General features: G+C 41.6%; 16 protein-coding genes and 4 pseudogenes. 6 read left to right on the top strand and 14 right to left on the bottom strand.

Features of this window, described 5'->3' with window-relative positions:
• Positions 1 to 207 precede the first annotated feature (207 nt).
• The 6 genes from MFLO_RS05040 to pdhA form a co-directional block, all read right to left on the bottom strand.
• Positions 208 to 534: a hypothetical protein gene (locus MFLO_RS05040; RefSeq protein WP_036096785.1), complete on the bottom strand. Its 327-nt coding sequence runs from the start codon at positions 532 to 534 to the stop codon at positions 208 to 210.
• Between the two features lie 113 nt (positions 535 to 647).
• Positions 648 to 2,051, bottom strand: coding sequence for a dihydrolipoyl dehydrogenase (gene lpdA / locus MFLO_RS05035; protein WP_036096784.1), 1,404 nt, complete (start codon positions 2,049 to 2,051; stop codon positions 648 to 650).
• 4 nt (positions 2,052 to 2,055) lie between these two features.
• Positions 2,056 to 3,672 (bottom strand): dihydrolipoyllysine-residue acetyltransferase, encoded by a 1,617-nt coding sequence (locus MFLO_RS05030; RefSeq protein ID WP_036096782.1) that lies wholly within the window; start codon positions 3,670 to 3,672, stop codon positions 2,056 to 2,058.
• A gap of 76 nt (positions 3,673 to 3,748) precedes the next feature.
• Positions 3,749 to 3,952, bottom strand: coding sequence for a transketolase C-terminal domain-containing protein (locus MFLO_RS16955; RefSeq protein ID WP_338151502.1), 204 nt, complete (start codon positions 3,950 to 3,952; stop codon positions 3,749 to 3,751).
• Positions 3,900 to 4,727, bottom strand: a complete 828-nt coding sequence (locus tag MFLO_RS05025; RefSeq protein WP_338151501.1) for an alpha-ketoacid dehydrogenase subunit beta — start codon at positions 4,725 to 4,727, stop codon at positions 3,900 to 3,902. Before MFLO_RS05025 ends, MFLO_RS16955 begins: the two co-directional genes overlap by 53 nt.
• A gap of 2 nt (positions 4,728 to 4,729) precedes the next feature.
• A complete protein-coding gene (gene pdhA, locus MFLO_RS05020) occupies positions 4,730 to 5,845 on the bottom strand; it encodes a pyruvate dehydrogenase (acetyl-transferring) E1 component subunit alpha (RefSeq protein ID WP_036096780.1) in 1,116 nt (371 codons plus the stop codon).
• A gap of 778 nt (positions 5,846 to 6,623) precedes the next feature.
• Here pdhA and def point away from each other — a divergent pair.
• The 3 genes and pseudogenes from def (at position 6,624) to MFLO_RS05005 (ending at position 8,744) form a co-directional block, all read left to right on the top strand.
• Complete coding sequence (gene def / locus MFLO_RS05015) at positions 6,624 to 7,175, top strand: peptide deformylase (protein ID WP_036096778.1); 552 nt, start codon at positions 6,624 to 6,626, stop codon at positions 7,173 to 7,175.
• Between the two features lie 62 nt (positions 7,176 to 7,237).
• Positions 7,238 to 8,240, top strand: a pseudogene (locus MFLO_RS05010) (ThiF family adenylyltransferase).
• 15 nt (positions 8,241 to 8,255) lie between these two features.
• Positions 8,256 to 8,744 (top strand): MogA/MoaB family molybdenum cofactor biosynthesis protein, encoded by a 489-nt coding sequence (locus MFLO_RS05005; protein ID WP_036096777.1) that lies wholly within the window; start codon positions 8,256 to 8,258, stop codon positions 8,742 to 8,744.
• 46 nt (positions 8,745 to 8,790) lie between these two features.
• On the opposite strand, the gene MFLO_RS05000 is transcribed toward MFLO_RS05005, so the two are convergent.
• The 7 genes and pseudogenes from MFLO_RS05000 to MFLO_RS04970 all read right to left on the bottom strand — a co-directional run bounded on the left by MFLO_RS05000 (position 8,791) and on the right by MFLO_RS04970 (position 13,555).
• Positions 8,791 to 9,546: an SDR family NAD(P)-dependent oxidoreductase gene (locus MFLO_RS05000; protein WP_036096775.1), complete on the bottom strand. Its 756-nt coding sequence runs from the start codon at positions 9,544 to 9,546 to the stop codon at positions 8,791 to 8,793.
• Between the two features lie 164 nt (positions 9,547 to 9,710).
• Positions 9,711 to 10,716 (bottom strand): annotated as a pseudogene (moaA, locus tag MFLO_RS04995) (GTP 3',8-cyclase MoaA).
• A gap of 14 nt (positions 10,717 to 10,730) precedes the next feature.
• Positions 10,731 to 11,204 (bottom strand): cyclic pyranopterin monophosphate synthase MoaC, encoded by a 474-nt coding sequence (moaC, locus tag MFLO_RS04990; RefSeq protein WP_036096774.1) that lies wholly within the window; start codon positions 11,202 to 11,204, stop codon positions 10,731 to 10,733.
• Between the two features lie 17 nt (positions 11,205 to 11,221).
• Positions 11,222 to 11,467 (bottom strand): molybdopterin converting factor subunit 1, encoded by a 246-nt coding sequence (moaD, locus tag MFLO_RS04985; protein ID WP_036096772.1) that lies wholly within the window; start codon positions 11,465 to 11,467, stop codon positions 11,222 to 11,224.
• Positions 11,457 to 11,874, bottom strand: a pseudogene (locus MFLO_RS04980) (molybdenum cofactor biosynthesis protein MoaE). Before MFLO_RS04980 ends, moaD begins: the two are co-directional and overlap by 11 nt.
• Positions 11,871 to 12,359: a molybdopterin-guanine dinucleotide biosynthesis protein B gene (mobB, locus tag MFLO_RS04975; RefSeq protein WP_036096771.1), complete on the bottom strand. Its 489-nt coding sequence runs from the start codon at positions 12,357 to 12,359 to the stop codon at positions 11,871 to 11,873. Before mobB ends, MFLO_RS04980 begins: the two are co-directional and overlap by 4 nt.
• Positions 12,335 to 13,555: pseudogene (locus MFLO_RS04970) on the bottom strand (molybdopterin molybdotransferase MoeA). The gene mobB and the pseudogene MFLO_RS04970 overlap by 25 nt, the downstream one beginning before the upstream one ends.
• A 179-nt stretch (positions 13,556 to 13,734) precedes the next feature.
• Here MFLO_RS04970 and MFLO_RS04965 point away from each other — a divergent pair.
• Genes MFLO_RS04965 through MFLO_RS04955 form a run of 3 tightly spaced genes read left to right on the top strand, consistent with a single transcriptional unit; the run spans position 13,735 to position 15,630 of the window.
• Positions 13,735 to 14,406 (top strand): molybdate ABC transporter permease subunit, encoded by a 672-nt coding sequence (locus tag MFLO_RS04965; RefSeq protein ID WP_036096769.1) that lies wholly within the window; start codon positions 13,735 to 13,737, stop codon positions 14,404 to 14,406.
• Between the two features lie 32 nt (positions 14,407 to 14,438).
• The gene (locus tag MFLO_RS04960; RefSeq protein WP_036096822.1) at positions 14,439 to 15,068 is read left to right on the top strand and encodes an ATP-binding cassette domain-containing protein; all 630 of its coding nucleotides are present in this window, start codon (positions 14,439 to 14,441) and stop codon (positions 15,066 to 15,068) included.
• Entirely contained in the window at positions 15,055 to 15,630 is a 576-nt protein-coding gene (locus MFLO_RS04955) for a molybdenum cofactor guanylyltransferase (protein ID WP_241433546.1), read from the top strand. Before MFLO_RS04960 ends, MFLO_RS04955 begins: the two co-directional genes overlap by 14 nt.
• 565 nt (positions 15,631 to 16,195) lie before the next feature.
• Here MFLO_RS04955 and MFLO_RS04950 read toward each other — a convergent pair.
• Positions 16,196 to 16,540 carry a PqqD family protein gene (locus MFLO_RS04950; RefSeq protein WP_036096768.1) on the bottom strand — a complete coding sequence of 115 codons (345 nt, stop codon included), beginning with the start codon at positions 16,538 to 16,540 and terminating at the stop codon, positions 16,196 to 16,198.
• Positions 16,541 to 16,548: the final 8 nt, after the last annotated feature.

The following is a 16,548-nucleotide window of genomic DNA, read 5'->3' as shown; positions in this document are numbered from 1 at the left end:
CTTCCCCTCCTCTAAGTATTTTCTAATTGATAAGGCGAAAAATAGCTTACGCAGCCAAAATCCGGCTCGTTTCTTTCCACCATTTTCCCTCATTTTATTTTAGCATGTCCCAAAATTTTTTTACAAAAAAAAGAGCTCAGAAGCGGCTCCTTTTCGCGAATATAAGAAAAACTTCAGCCCCTTGTCAACTGAAGTCCTTTGTTATGATTAGTAGCTGTGCGCTTCTCTTTCTGAATGTCTTTCCAAATAGTCGATTCGTGCGAAGTACATGCCGACCACGAAGAATACCGGAACGAGATAGTTGAGAATGAAAACAACCGCATAACGCAAGATCACACTTGCGATCGGAAGAGCCACAACGGGATGCGTAAATGGCGTCATAATAATTCTGACTACTGCTCGCCATCCATCTGTCGCGTGCATTTCATGGATGAAACCCACACCGAAATTCACTAGCGTCAGAACAAAAAAGCTGCCTGCAAGTATCATCAAAATGACGAAAAGAAAACGCGGGACATGAAAATGTCTTTCCATTTTTTACACCTGGATTCTGATTGGATTTGTGAAATAAACTTTCTTTTTGCGCTACACCTATTCTAACAAAAAAATACGCTGTCTACAATTATTTCGTAAACAGCGTATTCGTTTTACATGTGGATTGGACGCCCAAGTGCAAGTTCTGCCGCTTCCATCGTAAGCTCACCAAGTGAAGGGTGAGCATGGATAGTTAGCGCGATATCTTCCGCAGTTACACCTGTTTCAATCGCAAGACCGATTTCTGAGATGATATCGGATGCATTGATTCCGGCAACTTGAGCACCTAGTACAAGACCGTCTTCTTTGCGTGTTACAAGTCGAACGAATCCTTCAGGGGCATCAAGCGACAAAGCACGGCCATTTCCGCCAAGCGGGAATTTCGATGCTTTTACGTCGATTCCTTTTTCTTTTGCTTCTTTTTCAGTCATGCCGACTGTTGCAAGTTCAGGATCACTGAATACAACAGCAGGAAGCACTGTATAATCATTTTCTACTTTTTCTCCTGCAATTGCTTCGGCAGCTACTTTTGCTTCATAGCTTGCTTTATGCGCAAGTGGAACGCCAGGAACGATATCACCGATTGCGAATACGTTCGGGATATTTGTACGGCCTTGTTTATCAACTTCAATTAATCCACGTTCGGATACTTTAACTCCAAGTTGTTCTAAACCGATTTCATCAGTATTTGGACGACGTCCTACTGTTACGAGTACGTAATCGGCATCAATGGTATGTGTTTCTCCATTTGCTTCATACGTGATTTTCACGCCGTTTTCAGTTTCCTCAGCAGACTTCGCAAGTGCTTTTGTTACGAGTTCAACATTTTTCTTTTTCAAGCTGCGTTTAACAAGTGAAACCATGTCTTTTTCGTAAGTCGGTAAAATTTCTGGACCGCCTTCAAGAATTGTAAGTTCTGTTCCAAGGTTGGCAAATGCACCGCCAAGTTCAGTTCCGATGTAACCACCGCCGATAACGACAAGTTTTTTCGGTACTTCTGTTAGTGCAAGCGCACCTGTTGAACTTAATACACGTTTGCCATATTTAAATCCAGGGATTTCAATTGGACGTGATCCTGTTGCGATGATGACATTGTTAAATGTATAGGTTTGAGCAGAATCTTCATGAATAACACGAAGTGAATGTTCGTCAACAAAGAATGCTTCCCCTTTTACCATCTCTACTTTATTCTTTTTAAGCAAGCCTTGAACGCCAGTTGTAAGTTTGCTTACAACACTGCCTTTCCATTCTTGCGCTTTTGTGAAATCTAAATCAACATCGCTCGCTTTGATTCCCATGTGTTCGGAACCTCTAGCTTCTTTAAAGCGGTGACCGATTGTAATCAAAGCTTTTGAAGGAATACAACCCACGTTTAAACAAACTCCGCCGTAGTATTCTTTCTCAATGATCGTTACTTTTTGTCCAAGTTGTGCTGCACGAATCGCAGCAACATAACCGCCGGGGCCAGCACCGATAACTATTGTATCTCTTTCTTCTGGAAAATCTCCTACAACCATTATTTTACGCCTCCATTAGTAATAATTCTGGGTCATTAAGCAAACGTTTAATGTTATTCATTGCTTTTTGAGCCGTAGCTCCGTCAACGACACGGTGGTCAAAGCTTAGCGACAACGCTAGAACTGGAGCAGCTACGATTTCGCCGTCTTTTACGATTGGTTTTTCAGCAATACGTCCAACACCTAAAATAGCTACTTCTGGGTAGTTGATTACTGGAGTAAACCATTGACCGCCAGCGGAACCAATGTTTGAAATCGTCGCAGATCCGTGTTTCATTTCGTCTGCTGTTAGTTTGCCGTCTCTTGCTTTTACAGCTAGTTCATTGATTTCATCCGAAATTGCGAAGACTGATTTCATGTCTGCATGTTTGATGACTGGTACATACAAACCGTGATCTGTATCTGCTGCAATTCCGATATTATAGTAGTGTTTGTAAATTAATTCTTCTGTTGCATCATCCATTGTTGTATTGAGAACAGGGAATTCTTTTAGTGTAGCTACTAATGCTTTCACCATATATGGAAGGAATGTCAATTTAATTCCTTTTTCAAGCGCAACTTCTTTGAAACGTTTTCTGTGAGCCATTAGTGCAGAAACTTCGATTTCATCCATCAACGTTACATGCGGTGCTGTATGCTTCGAGTTTACCATTGCTTTCGCAATTGCACGACGTGTTGGTGTCAGTTTTTCGCGTGTTTCTGGGAACTCTTCTCCTGCCGCAGGAACTGGTTTCTTCACTTCCGCTACTGGTTTAGAAGCCGTTTCAGTTTGAACAGCTGCTTCAGTTTGCGGAGCCGCTTTTTGGTCGCCGTTTAGGTAAGCATCGATGTCCGTTTTTAAAATACGGTTATTCTTGCCTGAGCCCGCAACTTGACGAATATCTACGCCTTTTTCACGTGCATATTTACGCACTGACGGCATTGCAATCACTAAACCGTTTGGATCTTTAGCCGCTGATGGTACACCGTTTCCACCTTGAACTGGCGCTGCTGGTGCTTTTTCAGCTACAGGAGCCGCTTCAACTGGTGCAGAAGCAGAACTTGCCGTTCCTTCAAAGTCGCCAGTAAATGTGATCAGTACTTGTCCAACTGTTGCAACAGTTCCTTCGCCAACTAAGATATCTTTAACAGTTCCATCAACTGGCGAAGTAATTTCTTCTACTGATTTATCATTTTGCACTTCAAAAATCGATTGATCTTCTTCTACTTTATCGCCTGGTTTTACAAACCATTTAACGATTTCGCCTTCGTGAATGCCTTCCCCAATATCTGGAAGTTTGAACTCAAAGATTCCAGCACCTGAAGCTGCCGGTGCCGGAGCTGCTGCTTCTGCTGGTGTAGCTGTTTCAGCACTTGCTTCTTCTGCGTCATTTTCATGACCTTCAACACCATCGAAAGTGATCAGCACTTGACCAACTGTTGCTACTACACCTTCTGCTACTTTGATTTCTTTTACTGTACCAGAAACTGGTGAAGTGATTTCTTCCACCGATTTATCATTCTGTACTTCAAACAAAGAATCGTCTTCTTCAATTTTATCGCCTGGTTTTACAAACCATTTGACGATTTCGCCTTCATGGATACCTTCACCGATATCCGGTAATTTAAATGAATATGCCATTACTTTTAAGCCTCCTGTTTTAGTCCATTATTCAATAATTCGAAAAGGAAATCTCCTTTTGCGTTCATTAGCCAAATTAGAATGCGATAACTTCTTTCACACGTTCTACAATATCGTTATGGTTTGGAAGCCAAACTGTTTCAGCTTGCGAGAATGGAAAAACGCTGTCTGGAGCAGTTACACGCATAACAGGTGCTTCTAATGAAAGAATTGCACGATCATTAATTTCAGCAATCACGTTTGCAGCAACGCCGCCTTGTTTTTTGTGCTTCTTGAACAACAACAACGCGATTCGTTTTCTTAACAGAAGCGATAATTGTTTCTGTATCAAGCGGGCTGATTGTACGAAGGTCGATAACTTCAACTGACACGCCTTCTTTTTCAAGTGCTTCTGCAGCTTTGATCGACTCTTGAACCATTGCACCGTAAGTGATAATTGACACATCTGTTCCTTCGCGGCGTACAGCAGCTTTTCCGATTTCAACTGTGTATTCACCTTCTGGAACTTCTTCACGGAATGAACGATAAAGTTTCATGTGCTCAAGGAAGATAACAGGATCGTTATCACGAATAGCTGAAATTAAAAGTCCTTTTGCATCATACGGTGTTGATGGAATAACAACTTTAAGACCCGGAGACTGTGCAACAAGTCCTTCCAAGTTGTCAGCGTGAAGTTCAGGAGTATGAACGCCGCCGCCGAATGGAGCACGAATTGTGATAGGAGCTGTTCGAGTTCCACCAGTACGATAACGCATACGCGCCATTTGACCCGCTACAGAATCCATTACTTCAAATACGAAGCCGAAGAATTGAATTTCAGGAACGGGACGGAAACCTTCAAGAGCAAGACCGATCGCAAGACCGCCGATACCAGATTCAGCAAGTGGTGTATCAAAGACACGATCTTCTCCAAATTCAGCTTGCAAACCTTCTGTTGCACGGAATACCCCGCCGTTTTTACCAACGTCTTCACCAAATACCAAGACGTTTTCATCGTTTTTAAGTTCAACTGCAAGCGCATCTGTAATCGCTTGAATCATTGTTTTTTGCGCCATGATTATTTCGACTCCTTCGCTTCGTAAATTGCCAATTGTTCTTTAACATTGGCTGTTGGAACTTCATACATATTTTTAAGCAAGTCCGTTACTTTTTGTTTCGGTGTAGCGTCTGCTTCTTTAATAGCTTGTTTGATTTCTTCTTTTGCTTTTTCGATTACTTCATTTTCTTTCTCTTCGTTCCAAAGGCCTTTCGCTTCAAGGAAAGCACGGAAACGCACGATTGGATCTTTTTGTTCCCATTCGCCATCAAGCTCTTTTGTACGGTAACGAGTTGGATCATCACCAGAAAGTGTATGCGGACCATAACGGTAAGTCATTGTTTCGATTAACGTTGGGCCTTCACCGGCAACAGCACGCTCACGCGCAAATTTAGTTACCGCATAAACAGCAAGTGGATCCATACCGTCTACTTGAACACCGACGATACCGGCAGCTACTGCTTTTTGTGCAAGCGTTACAGCCGCAGTTTGTTTTTCACGCGGAGTCGAGATAGCAAATTGGTTATTTTGCACAACAAAGATTGCAGGAGCGTGGAATGAACCAGCAAAGTTAATTCCTTCATAGAAATCCCCTTGCGAAGAACCGCCGTCACCTGTATAAGTGATTACGACTGCATCTTTTTTATGTTTCTTAAGTCCAAGTGCCACACCAGCAGCTTGCACGATTTGTGCTCCGATGATGATTTGTGGAGGCAAAACATGCAAATCTTCTGGGAACTGATTACCAACAAAGTGTCCACGGGAGAAAAGAAATGCTTTTGTAAGCGGAAGTCCATGCCAAATCATTTGTGGTACATCACGGTAGCCTGGAAGTACGTAGTCTTGTTTTTCAAGCGCATAGTGGCTTGCAAGTTGAGACGCTTCTTGTCCAGCTGTTGGAGCATAGAAACCTAGACGACCTTGACGATTCAACGAGATTGAACGTTGATCAAGTACGCGTGTCCAAACCATGCGAGTCATCAGTTCAACGAGTTGTTCGTCAGTGATGTCCGGCATAATGTCAGGATTCACAACTTCTCCTTTTTCATTTAAAATTTGAACCATTTCAAACTGTTCTGAAACCGCATCAAATTGCTTTTTCACATCAATAATTGCCTTCTTCGTTTTAGAAGCCATTGTGTACATCGTCCTTTCGTAGGAAAAATTAGGATTAGAAAATGAATGCGCCATCATTCATTCCCTATAAAACACTTGCTTGACAAAACCTGATTATGTACTGCTAGTTTTTAGACAGCATAATAAAATAGAAGAAATTCTTTCCCGCTTCGTTGTTTCGAAAGCCCATCATTTTTAAGGAAAATTTCCTTCTACATTCATTATCACCCAGATTTGAAAACTTGGCTACTCTTAGTTTAGAGTGGCTGACTGTTCACCATTTTTCAAATGAAGTCATAAGCAGTTTGTGTTCACAAACTCCACTTAACAAGCGATCAAAACTGTTTATTCAGATCAAAAACATCTGTTTTATTTTTCATCCAAAAAACCAGTAATACACTAATCTTCTCTTTTAATTTACACTAGTATCCAGATGAAGTCAATATAATAAACTCTGTTTTTTTATCGCTTACAACCGCATTAAAACCACGATCATTCGTTTTCAATAGCTGTACTAAAAATCTTTCATTTAAGCAAGATCTGTTATATAATATAACGAACCGTTTGTTACTACACCATTTATAAATAAATAGAAAAATTTTTCTTAAAGTTTGTGAAATCACGAACTTTATCTTGTTAAATCCAATAATGAAGCCGAATGAATCAAAGACTAATCGGCTAGAAGGTTCGTGTTTTCCATGAAACAAATTTCATTTTTTCGCGATAGCCCAATCCATTCCTTTTTTTAGAAAGTTTTGTTACAATAAAGAAAGAATGAAAGACAGGAGAGTCGAGAAAAATGATTTTAATGAATGATATTGTTCGGGAAGGTCACCCTGCTTTGCGTGAAGTGGCGCAGGAAGTGCAATTTCCACTAACTGCTGAAGAAAAACAACTAGGACGGGACATGCTGACTTTTCTAAAAAATAGTCAAGATGAAGAAATTGCTGAAAAATATGGTCTGCGAGGCGGAGTTGGTATTGCAGCTCCTCAACTGGCTGTTACAAAACGAATTATCGCAGTTCATGTCCACGACGAAAAAGACAAACTATACAGCTATGTCTTATATAATCCGAAAATCAAGAGCTATTCTGTTCAACAAGCCTGTCTTGCTGGCGGTGAGGGCTGTTTATCCGTCGATCGTGATGTACCGGGCTATGTTGTTCGCAGTGAGCGGATTACGGTTGAAGCATTTGATGAAGATGGAAATCCAGTGAAGTTAAAATTACGTGAATATCCGGCCATCGTTGTCCAACATGAAATTGATCACTTAAACGGTATCATGTTCTATGACCATATTAATGAAAACAACCCTTCTTATCTGCCTCCAGATGTAGATCTGCTAGGATAAGTTTCATACGAATGCCCCTTTCAGTTTTGAAATGGGCATTTTTTAAAGAGGAGGAAGCTTCAATGAATCGCTATGATCGGCAAATGCGCGTTAGTCAAATCGGTAAATCAGGGCAAGAGAAAATCGCCAAAACCCGCCTACTTATTGTTGGAGTTGGCGCCATCGGAACTTATGCAGCAGAACTTGCTGTTCGAATGGGCTTTCGCGAATTAACTTTAATTGACAGAGACTTTGTAGAACTCAGCAACTTGCAGCGTCAAACGCTTTTTACCGAAAGCGATGCAGCGCTTAAACTGCCGAAAGCCTATGCGGCACGGGAGCATCTGCTTCATATTGATAAATCCGTTAAAATCGAGATAGTAGTGGATGATGCCAATGCTGAAACGCTAGCCGATTTCGCAGGGAAAATAGATGCTGTTCTTGACTGCACAGATAATTTTGCAACGCGTCGTTTTTTTAAACAGCTTTTGTCATGAGCATGATTTGCCTTGGATTTATACTTCTTGCGCCGGAACATACGCGAGTCTTTACCCGATCAGAAGCTCTATATCGGCTTGCCTGTCTTGCTTGATTGGCGAAACGCCGCAAACGAATGAAGCAAGCTGTGATATTATCGGGGTTCATGCTCCGCTCATTCCGATTGTTGCCGGGTTTCAGATCTCACTCTTGACCAGAATGCTTCTCGATGAAGACTTTGAATACAATACTTTTTATCAGCTCGATAATTGGGACATGACCTTTAATAAACTCAAGATTCAAAAGCGGAAAGAGTGTTTGTCTTGTGGCGGAGCGGGGTCAGAGAGTCTCGTTTTTTCTGATCAGCCGATCCTGCTTTGTGGGAAAGATAGCGTTCAATTTCGTCTTCCTAACCGGAGCCGCGCTGAATTTCCACAAATTGGCAAGCGGCTCTTAGCGGAAAGAATCTCATACACTGAAAATCCCTTCATCCTCTCATTCATTTTTTCCGGGTTTGAGTTTTCGATTTTCAAAAATGGCCGCGTCTTAATTCATGGGACGAGCGACCTTGCGGAAGCAAAAAAAGTGTACCAGCATTTTTTTAATTAAAAGGAGGGATTTTCCTTGCATCAATCTGACGCCTTAAATCTTCGCTGTGGGATCTTGACAATCAGTGATACGCGAACGTTTGAAACTGATACGAGCGGACAACTTATCGCAGAATTACTTATAAAAGAGAAGCATCAAGTAACTCAGCGCCTAGTCGTTCGTGATGATCCGCGTGAAATACAAGCTGCCTTTAGCCTGCTTGAAGAAGAAAACCCAGCTTGTATTATTTCAACTGGTGGAACTGGGCTTGCTAAACGAGATGTTACATTTGAAGCGCTGTACTCACATGTTGAACAAGAAATTCCGGGATTTGGGGAATTATTCCGAATGATCAGCTATAGTGATATTGGCTCTAAAGCCATGGCTTCTCAAGCTTTTGCTGGCTTTACGGCAAATGATATTCTCTTTTTTGCGCTACCGGGCTCAAAAAATGCCGTATCAACGGGAATGCAAAAATTAATTCTTGCAGAAATGCCGCACTTGATTGCGGAACGACGCAAATGACATTAAAAAAGCTCTTCCGCCATGGCGGAAGAGCTTTTGCTTTTGTTTAAATTGAATTGGTTACTCCACCGTCAAGTACAAATTCGGCACCTGTTGAGAATGAAGAATCATCTGATGCAAGGAAGAGCACCATTTTTGCAACTTCTTCCGGTTTACCCATCCGACCAAGTGGATAAGTTTTATCCAACTCGCGTTTTGATAAATGTAAGGTTTCAGAAGCATAGTTTGCCATTTGTGTTGTAATATAACCAGGGTGAATCGAATTAATTCGAATTCCTTTTGAAGCATATTCTGCAGCGGCATCTTTTGTCATAAGCCGAACAGCACCTTTACTTGCTCCGTACATTAAATGACCTGCTCCGCCTTGAAGACCAGCAATTGAAGAAGCATTAATGACAGAGCCTTCACCCGATTTTTCAATTTCAGGAAGGACGTGTTTAAGTCCTAAGAATACACCAGTTACATTAATATCCATCATTCGATTCCAATCTTCCATTGTAATTTCAGGAATCGGTTTGATCACGTAGATTCCGGCATTGTTAAAGAGAATATCAATTTTTCCAAAGGTTGCATTCGTTTTTTCAACAACCATACGCCAGTCATCTTCTTTACTGACATCTTGTTTAACAAAAATTACTTTGTCACTTTCTTTTTTCAGTTCAAGCAATGCTTTTTCGCCCTCGTTTGGATTAATATCCGTGAAGACAACGCTTGCTCCCTCTTTTAAAAATAATAATGCAGTTTGGAAACCAATCCCAGCTGCTCCCCCTGTAATAATGGCAACTTTACCTTCTAATTTCATGCTTATCTCTCCTTTGTTGTTTTTGAAAGCGCTTTCTGTAACTATATTTTAAGTGTACGCCTATAAAAAAGAAAAGTCAATTTTTTTACTTTCTTTTCTTTTTATGGAAATCAAAAGAAAAAGGCTGCAAAAAATTTGCAGCCTTTCGCATTTTCATTTAATGGTTAGCCTCCGATTTGACTCATCCGCCGCCAAGTAGGCTGATGTGAAGTTGCTTCATCTTGTAGCTTAAGCGCCATTTCGTGATTTTCCGGCTTGTTATCAATCGCCTTTTTCACTAGCCGAACAAGCTCTTCCGGATTGTTTAAGATAAACGGGCGGATATTTAATTCTTCATCCCAATATAGACATGCTTTGATGTAGCCGTCTGCTGTTAATCGCAACCGGTTGCAACTTGCACAAAAATGCGAGCTGACCGGATGAATCAGTCCAAAGGAACCTTTTGCACCCTTCAAACGATAATTTTCAGATGGTCCATTGCCGCGTACATTATCAATGGCTTCATAGTCCAAACCTTGTTCCCGGCATTTTTCAAAAATAGTTTCTAGGGATAAATACTTTTCTTTCCAGCTGTTTCCAGCATGACCAATCGGCATGTATTCAATAAAACGGATATTGATATCCTTATCCTTCGTAAATTCGAGGAAGTCCAAAATTTCGTCATCGTTCTGTCCCTTAATCAATACCACATTCAACTTGATCGGAAAAAGGCCAATCTCTTCTGCTTTTTTTATTCCATCTAAGACTTTTTGCAGACGTCCGCCTCGCGTAATTTCACGGAAACGATCTTCATGCAGCGAATCCAAGCTGACATTAATTCGTGTAAGTCCCGCTTCTTTTAGTGCAGCGGCTTTTTTTCGCCAAGTACATCGCATTTGTTGTGACGGCAATATCTTCAATTTCAGGAATATCAGCAATTCCCTTGATGATCTCAACGATGTCCGTCCGAAGTAACGGCTCTCCTCCCGTAATGCGTACTTTCTTAATCCCGAACTGAACCAGTACTTTCATAAATTCAATGATTTCATCTTTTGAGAGCACTTCTTCATGCGGTAAAAATTTTAATCCTTCCTCCGGCATACAGTAGACACAGCGTAAATTACAGCGGTCCGTCACCGAAATGCGAATATAATCATGAGCACGTCCAAAACGATCTTTAAGTACTTCCATTTTAAAACCTCCTGCTATTTCGGCGAATAGTCGCCACTTTTTCCTCCCGATTTCTTGAGCAAACGTGCTTCTTTTAGTTCCATTCCTCGGTCCATTGCCTTACACATATCATAAACGGTCAGTCCAGCAATTGTTGCTGCCGTTAAGGCTTCCATCTCGACGCCTGTTTTTCCAACGGTCACGACTGTTGCCGTAATTGTCAGCGTTCGATCTCCATCGTCTGAAAAAGACAAGTCCGCTTTGGATGTAAGAAGTGGATGGCACATTGGAATTAGTTCGCTCGTTTTTTTAGCAGCCATAATTCCTGCCACTTGTGCAACCGCAAGTACATCACCTTTGGCAACTTTCCCGTCTTTAATCCGCGACAGCGTTTCCGGCTGCATCAGCATTTTTGCCTCTGCAACTGCTACGCGCTTCGTTTCATCTTTCTCTGTCACATCTACCATCTGTGCACGCTTTTCTGCGTTGAAGTGTGTTAATCGATCCATGTTAGGTCACTTCCTTTTCATCCGCCACTTACTGGCGGGATTACTGCAATTTCCTCGATCTCTTCGGGTAACAGGTCTTCATCTTGCTTGAATTCCATGTTAATCGCGATCATACATTTCGAAAGGTCGAGTGCAATCTCTGGGAACTCGCTGCTGATCAAATCGCGCAGTTCGCCGACACTGTTTGCACCTGCAATATTTATGCGGCTTTCGCTACCGGTCTTTTCTGCCAAAAACGCAAAAAATTTAATTTTAGTGACCACTTGAACCACCCCATCTGATTTTATCTGTATCAAATTCTTCTTTCCAAATCGGTACACTTTTTTTTAAGTTCTTCGATGATGTAACGCGAACCTTCATAGCTTTCATGACGATGTTTCGTAGCAACTCCGATAAATACGGCAATATCTGATAAGCCTAATTCTCCAAGGCGATGAACCACCACCACATTTGCTTCATACTTTTCCTCAACGTCCGCTGCAAGCCTCGTAAGTTCCTTAACCGCCATTTCGCGATAAGCGGTATAACTGATTTTTTCCGTTCTGATTTCGCCGGTCCATTCTCGAATTGTGCCGATAAAAGTATTGACTGCTCCGAACTCTTTATCAATTAGTTTCGTAAACAGCGGTTCGATTTCAATTTTTTCTTCAACAAGCGCCACGTATTTCATCGTAAAAACTCCTCTATCAGTGATTCTGCCAAATTTTTAATTTGCTCTGGATCCCCGATTTCCCGAATCCGCGAAGAAGCAAGCGAATCCTTTGATGCAAACACAGCCACTTGCCTAAGCGTCGCTTCAAATTCGGTCAGTTCTTCTAAGCTGCGTACAAGCGCCACTTTTGGAAACGGGGCCTCTTTATACCCTTCCACCAAAATCAAATCGGCTGGCGGCATTTGCTTGAGTGCTTCTTGAAGTGAAAGGCCGTGATTGCTTAAAAATGCAAATTGACGGCTTGATACAAGTGCCACATGATCAGCACCGCTTTCCCTGTAGCTCATACTGTCTGTTCCCGGATGATCCATCTCAAACGAATGGGCATCGTGCTTAATTGCCGCAACCTGATATCCCGCTTGTTTCGCTTGGTGGATTAGCGCATTCAAGAAGGTTGTTTTTCCGCTGTTTTTATAACCTACGACTTGGAGGATAACAGCCATACTCGTACCTCTTCTCCCTTTGCTTTTCCGACTTTGCCTCGCGGAATCATCACGAGCGAATCCGCAAACGGTAAATTGCCAAGCGAACTTGACATGTCGCTCCCAACTGGTTCCACATAGTACGTTTCGTTTTCAAGTCTCGCCTTAGCGCGTAAAAAGCGGTCATAGCCGTTATTTTTCAAATAATCTTGAGCCATTACCCCATTTACTTCACGAATCGTTGAATGTTGTCCAGCAAGCCGCCTGATTGCCGGTTCAGCGAATAAATGGAAACCGGTAAAGCAAGCTCCGGGATTTCCAGAAAGCGCAATGAGTAATTTTTTTTTCAAATAACATCGCTGTCGTTGGACTACCTGGGCGCATTTGAATTTTATTAAACAGCATCTTGGCTTCACTGCGTGCAATTTCTGCCATAAAATCAAAATCACCGACCGAAACGCCTCCTGTTGTCAAAATCAAATCTACAGTTTCTGCAATGTCTTTAAGCCGTTTGAGTGTCGCTTGATAATCATCTTGTAACGCTTCATGAAACACAACTTCCCCGCCATATTCTTCCACAAGTCCCACTAAAAGCGGTTCATTGCTGTTATAAATTTTTCCGTCCGGAAGTTTTTCTCCTGCTTCCACAAGTTCGCTTCCAGTCGAAAGAATCGCCACTTTCGGCTTTGGAATGACTAGCGCTTTCGTCAGTCCAAAAGAAGCGAGCAAACTGATCGAACCGGCATTCAGGAGATGCCCCTTTGGCAAAAGCAGATCACCTTCTTTGAACTCTGCTCCGATTTCTGTAATATTGCTACTTGGTTGCGTATTAATCAAACGGATTTCATTCGGCCTTTCGCTGGAAGTGACTGTTCAAGCATGATGACTTTGTCCGCTCCCTCAGGCACTTTTGCTCCCGTCATGATGCGGACCGTTTCCCCAGAATTCAGCCGTTTATCGTATGTTTCACCACATGGAACTTCCGCCACAACACGGAGTGTGATCGGATAATTCGCATCGTCTTCCCCACAAATCGCAAAGCCGTCATAGCCTGACCGGCGAAAATATGGCGCAGCAAATGGCGCACGAATTTCTTCAGCTAAAACCCTTCCTTTTGCTAAAAACAAATGAATTTGTTCGGGCTTAAGCGGCTCAGTATGGTCTAAAATCGTTTGTGCGGCTTCATGAAAAGGAATCGTTTTTCTTTTTTCAATCAAAATCTGCATCCCCTTTTTTTCTCACTGTGTATCCGTTTTCTTGTCATTTTAAATCATACCGCAAAATAACTGAAATGAACAGCAAATATCTTTCTTTCTTCGCTATGGTTTGACAGTTATAAGAAGGTCGCGCAATAATAATAGGGAAATCACTTATCTATTCGCTTGGAGGAACACATATGTTTACACCCGTTTGGCATTCGATTTTAATCGCCGTTGTATCGACCACAATTGCTTTTTTAGCCATGCTTCCGCTCAGCTATTACTTTGCCAGAGCTAAATCGAAGTTTCAATTACCGGTTGAAACACTCATTCTCTTGCCGCTCGTACTTCCCCCAACGGTTGTCGGCTTGATTCTTTTAAGCATCTTTGGCAAAAACAACTGGTTTGGCGGCTTCATCTTTAACACCTTCCATTTCAGTTTTATTTTCTCTTTAGCAGGTGCCATTATTGCCACAACTATTATCATTCTGCCAATCATGTATCAAGGTTTGAAAGCTGCTTTTCTCTCCATTGATCATGAGCTTGTCTGGGCAGCCGAAACACTTTCAGCAACATCCAGCCAGATTTTTCGAAAAGTTATTTTACCAAACTGCTGGCAGCCGATTCTTGCGGGTATTTTACTAAGCTTTTGCAGAGCTATGGGCGAATTTGGTGCGACACTTATGGTAGCAGGCTATATTGAAGGCAAAACCGATACAATTGCTTCTGGCATTTACTTCATGGTTCAGCAAGGCAACATGAAAGCCGCCTTCTATCTTGGCTTATTCAACCTGCTGATCGGAGTTGCCGCCCTCTTTATTATTCATGTTTTGACTGTGCGGCAAAGTCAGCTGATGAGGGGGATGTAGAATGAATTTAAAACTCGACTTTGAAAAAAAAGATGCCTTTCCATGATCTGAAAGTGACACACGAATTCGATTCTGAAATCACAGCAATCATGGGGGCTAGCGGTGTTGGAAAATCAACTTTATTTCAGTGTATCAGTGGACTCAAGCCGATCGACCAAGGTAAAATCCTATTCGGCGAAACTCTTTTCGAAGATACTTCCGTTTCACTTCGCCTGCCCGCAGCTGAACGAAAAATTGGCTATCTGTTTCAAAATTTAGCCCTTTTCCCTAACTTAAACGTTTATGATAATATTGCATTTGGGCTTCAAGTAAATAAAACGAAGCGAAAAGATAAAGACGGAATCGAACGACAGGTCCGCCACATCAGCGATTATCTCCAGATCTCCCATCTCCTTTATTCTTCGGTTCAAAAACTATCTGGCGGAGAGAAACAACGTGTAGCCATGGCACGAGCAATGATTGTCAATCCGAGGTTACTTCTGCTTGACGAACCATTTAACGGACTAGATGAAGAAACCCGCTTTATTTGTATGAACTTGGTGCGTGAAATGGCCAAGGATTTTGAAATTCCAGTCATTTTTGTGACGCATTATCGCTCGGAAGCTGAGATGCTGACGAGGGAAATCTTGCGGTTAAAGGATGGTCATCTTGAAAAAGAATAACATGAAAATAATCGTACTTGCCGGTGGGAAGTCCACACGTTTTGGAAGCGATAAAGCCTTTTTTACTCCAGAAGGCCACGACGGGGCGACTTTTATCGAGATGATTGTCAAAAAACTAATCCCCCTTCAGGCTGATATCCTTATTTCGATTAACCCTAGTCAAGAAAGAGCTATGAAGCAGCTTTTTGCAGGTCAATCTCGTGTTAAATTTGTGATTGATCATGAGAACTTAGCGGAATACGGTCCGCTAGGTGGGTTGTATAGTGCTGTCCATCTGGACGCGGCGGATCAAACTGCAAGCTACATGATCATTCCGGTTGACTTGCCAGATATTCGCACGAGTGATCTCGCTTTACTTGCAGAAGCGGAAAATGTTTTTATCAAAACGCCTTTGCAATCCCACTACTTACTGGCACATTTGCCAGCATTTCGAGCTGAGATTGATACCTGCATTGCTAAAGGGGAACATAGAATGCGAGATTTACTCGAAAAACTTGGAACCAAACCGCTTCATTTTCCAAAAGAAGCAGAACGCTATTTTTTTAATCAAAATACGAAATAAAGCTTCACTTTGTGCAAAGCGAGATTTTATACAAATAATGCAGATACTTTGATTATCAAAAAATAACTAGGCTGGAAAGTAGCAACGAATGAGCAGTCATAATCAGATAAGTAGCTAGTGCGTTAGAATCAATCTATGCGATACTAAAAAGATCAAATCCTCTGAAACTTAGGATTTGATCTTTTTGTGGTTATTTATTCGGTATTTCCAACTTTAATAAACCAAAAATTCATCGTTCCTTTGCATTAAAAATCATCCAGAATTCCCTAAGTAATTTTTTGGACATATCCATCGGTTCATTGAGTTCGAAGATTGGTTTTCTAAGGTTACTCCACACAGTTTCATCATGGTCATGCTCTCTTCGTTTCCTCGTCTGTTTCATGGATTTTATGAGGCCCTTAATATCGCACAAAAAATCAAATTATACTCTAACTCTTACGTAAGCCATTGATCCGCAAAAATAAAATGTATGTTTTCATTACATGCAACCATAAAAAACACGCTGCACTTTACCGCAGCGTGTTTTCCTTAGTTCAAGCCCCGCGCAAGCGCAGATGCTCTTTTATTATGCTTTTTTCTCCCATCTCAACCAGCCGTATGAATCAACAATTTGAAGAAAACGAACCAAGCGAGCAAGGCTCATTTCATCCTCGTTTCCAAATTCCTGACTGAATTCTTGTTCAAGTTCGGATACGTCTTTGATGCCGTCAAGACGTTTCAAAATGAAGGCGCCTTCTGCGTCTAAGTTGATTTTTCGATACTTTTGCTGTTTGAAAAATCGAATTGCCATTTTTTCAACTGGATTGTTTCGTTCCACTAAAAGAAAACTTTTTTTACCTTCGTCAATGACCTGTAGTTTTGTTTTTAATACGGGAACTTGGTCAAGCAGATTTACTTTCTTTTTCGCCACTTTAGTCA

This window comes from Listeria floridensis FSL S10-1187, from assembly GCF_000525875.1.
Classification (GTDB): Bacteria; Bacillota; Bacilli; order Lactobacillales; family Listeriaceae; genus Listeria; species Listeria floridensis.
The sequence above is the reverse complement of the archived record's forward strand: the minus strand, read 5'-3'. Positions and strand labels throughout refer to the sequence as shown.

Coding starts and splice junctions, on each gene's coding strand:
- MFLO_RS05025 (WP_338151501.1), bottom strand. CDS start 4,727: ATGGCGCAAAAAACAATGATTCAAGCGATTACAGATGCGCTTGCAGTT.
- def (WP_036096778.1), top strand. CDS start 6,624: ATGATTTTAATGAATGATATTGTTCGGGAAGGTCACCCTGCTTTGCGT.
- MFLO_RS05000 (WP_036096775.1), bottom strand. CDS start 9,546: ATGAAATTAGAAGGTAAAGTTGCCATTATTACAGGGGGAGCAGCTGGG.
- MFLO_RS05040 (WP_036096785.1), bottom strand. CDS start 534: ATGGAAAGACATTTTCATGTCCCGCGTTTTCTTTTCGTCATTTTGATG.
- pdhA (WP_036096780.1), bottom strand. CDS start 5,845: ATGGCTTCTAAAACGAAGAAGGCAATTATTGATGTGAAAAAGCAATTT.
- MFLO_RS04965 (WP_036096769.1), top strand. CDS start 13,735: ATGTTTACACCCGTTTGGCATTCGATTTTAATCGCCGTTGTATCGACC.
- moaC (WP_036096774.1), bottom strand. CDS start 11,204: ATGGATCGATTAACACACTTCAACGCAGAAAAGCGTGCACAGATGGTA.
- lpdA (WP_036096784.1), bottom strand. CDS start 2,051: ATGGTTGTAGGAGATTTTCCAGAAGAAAGAGATACAATAGTTATCGGT.
- MFLO_RS04960 (WP_036096822.1), top strand. CDS start 14,439: ATGCCTTTCCATGATCTGAAAGTGACACACGAATTCGATTCTGAAATC.
- mobB (WP_036096771.1), bottom strand. CDS start 12,359: ATGGCTGTTATCCTCCAAGTCGTAGGTTATAAAAACAGCGGAAAAACA.
- MFLO_RS05030 (WP_036096782.1), bottom strand. CDS start 3,672: ATGGCATATTCATTTAAATTACCGGATATCGGTGAAGGTATCCATGAA.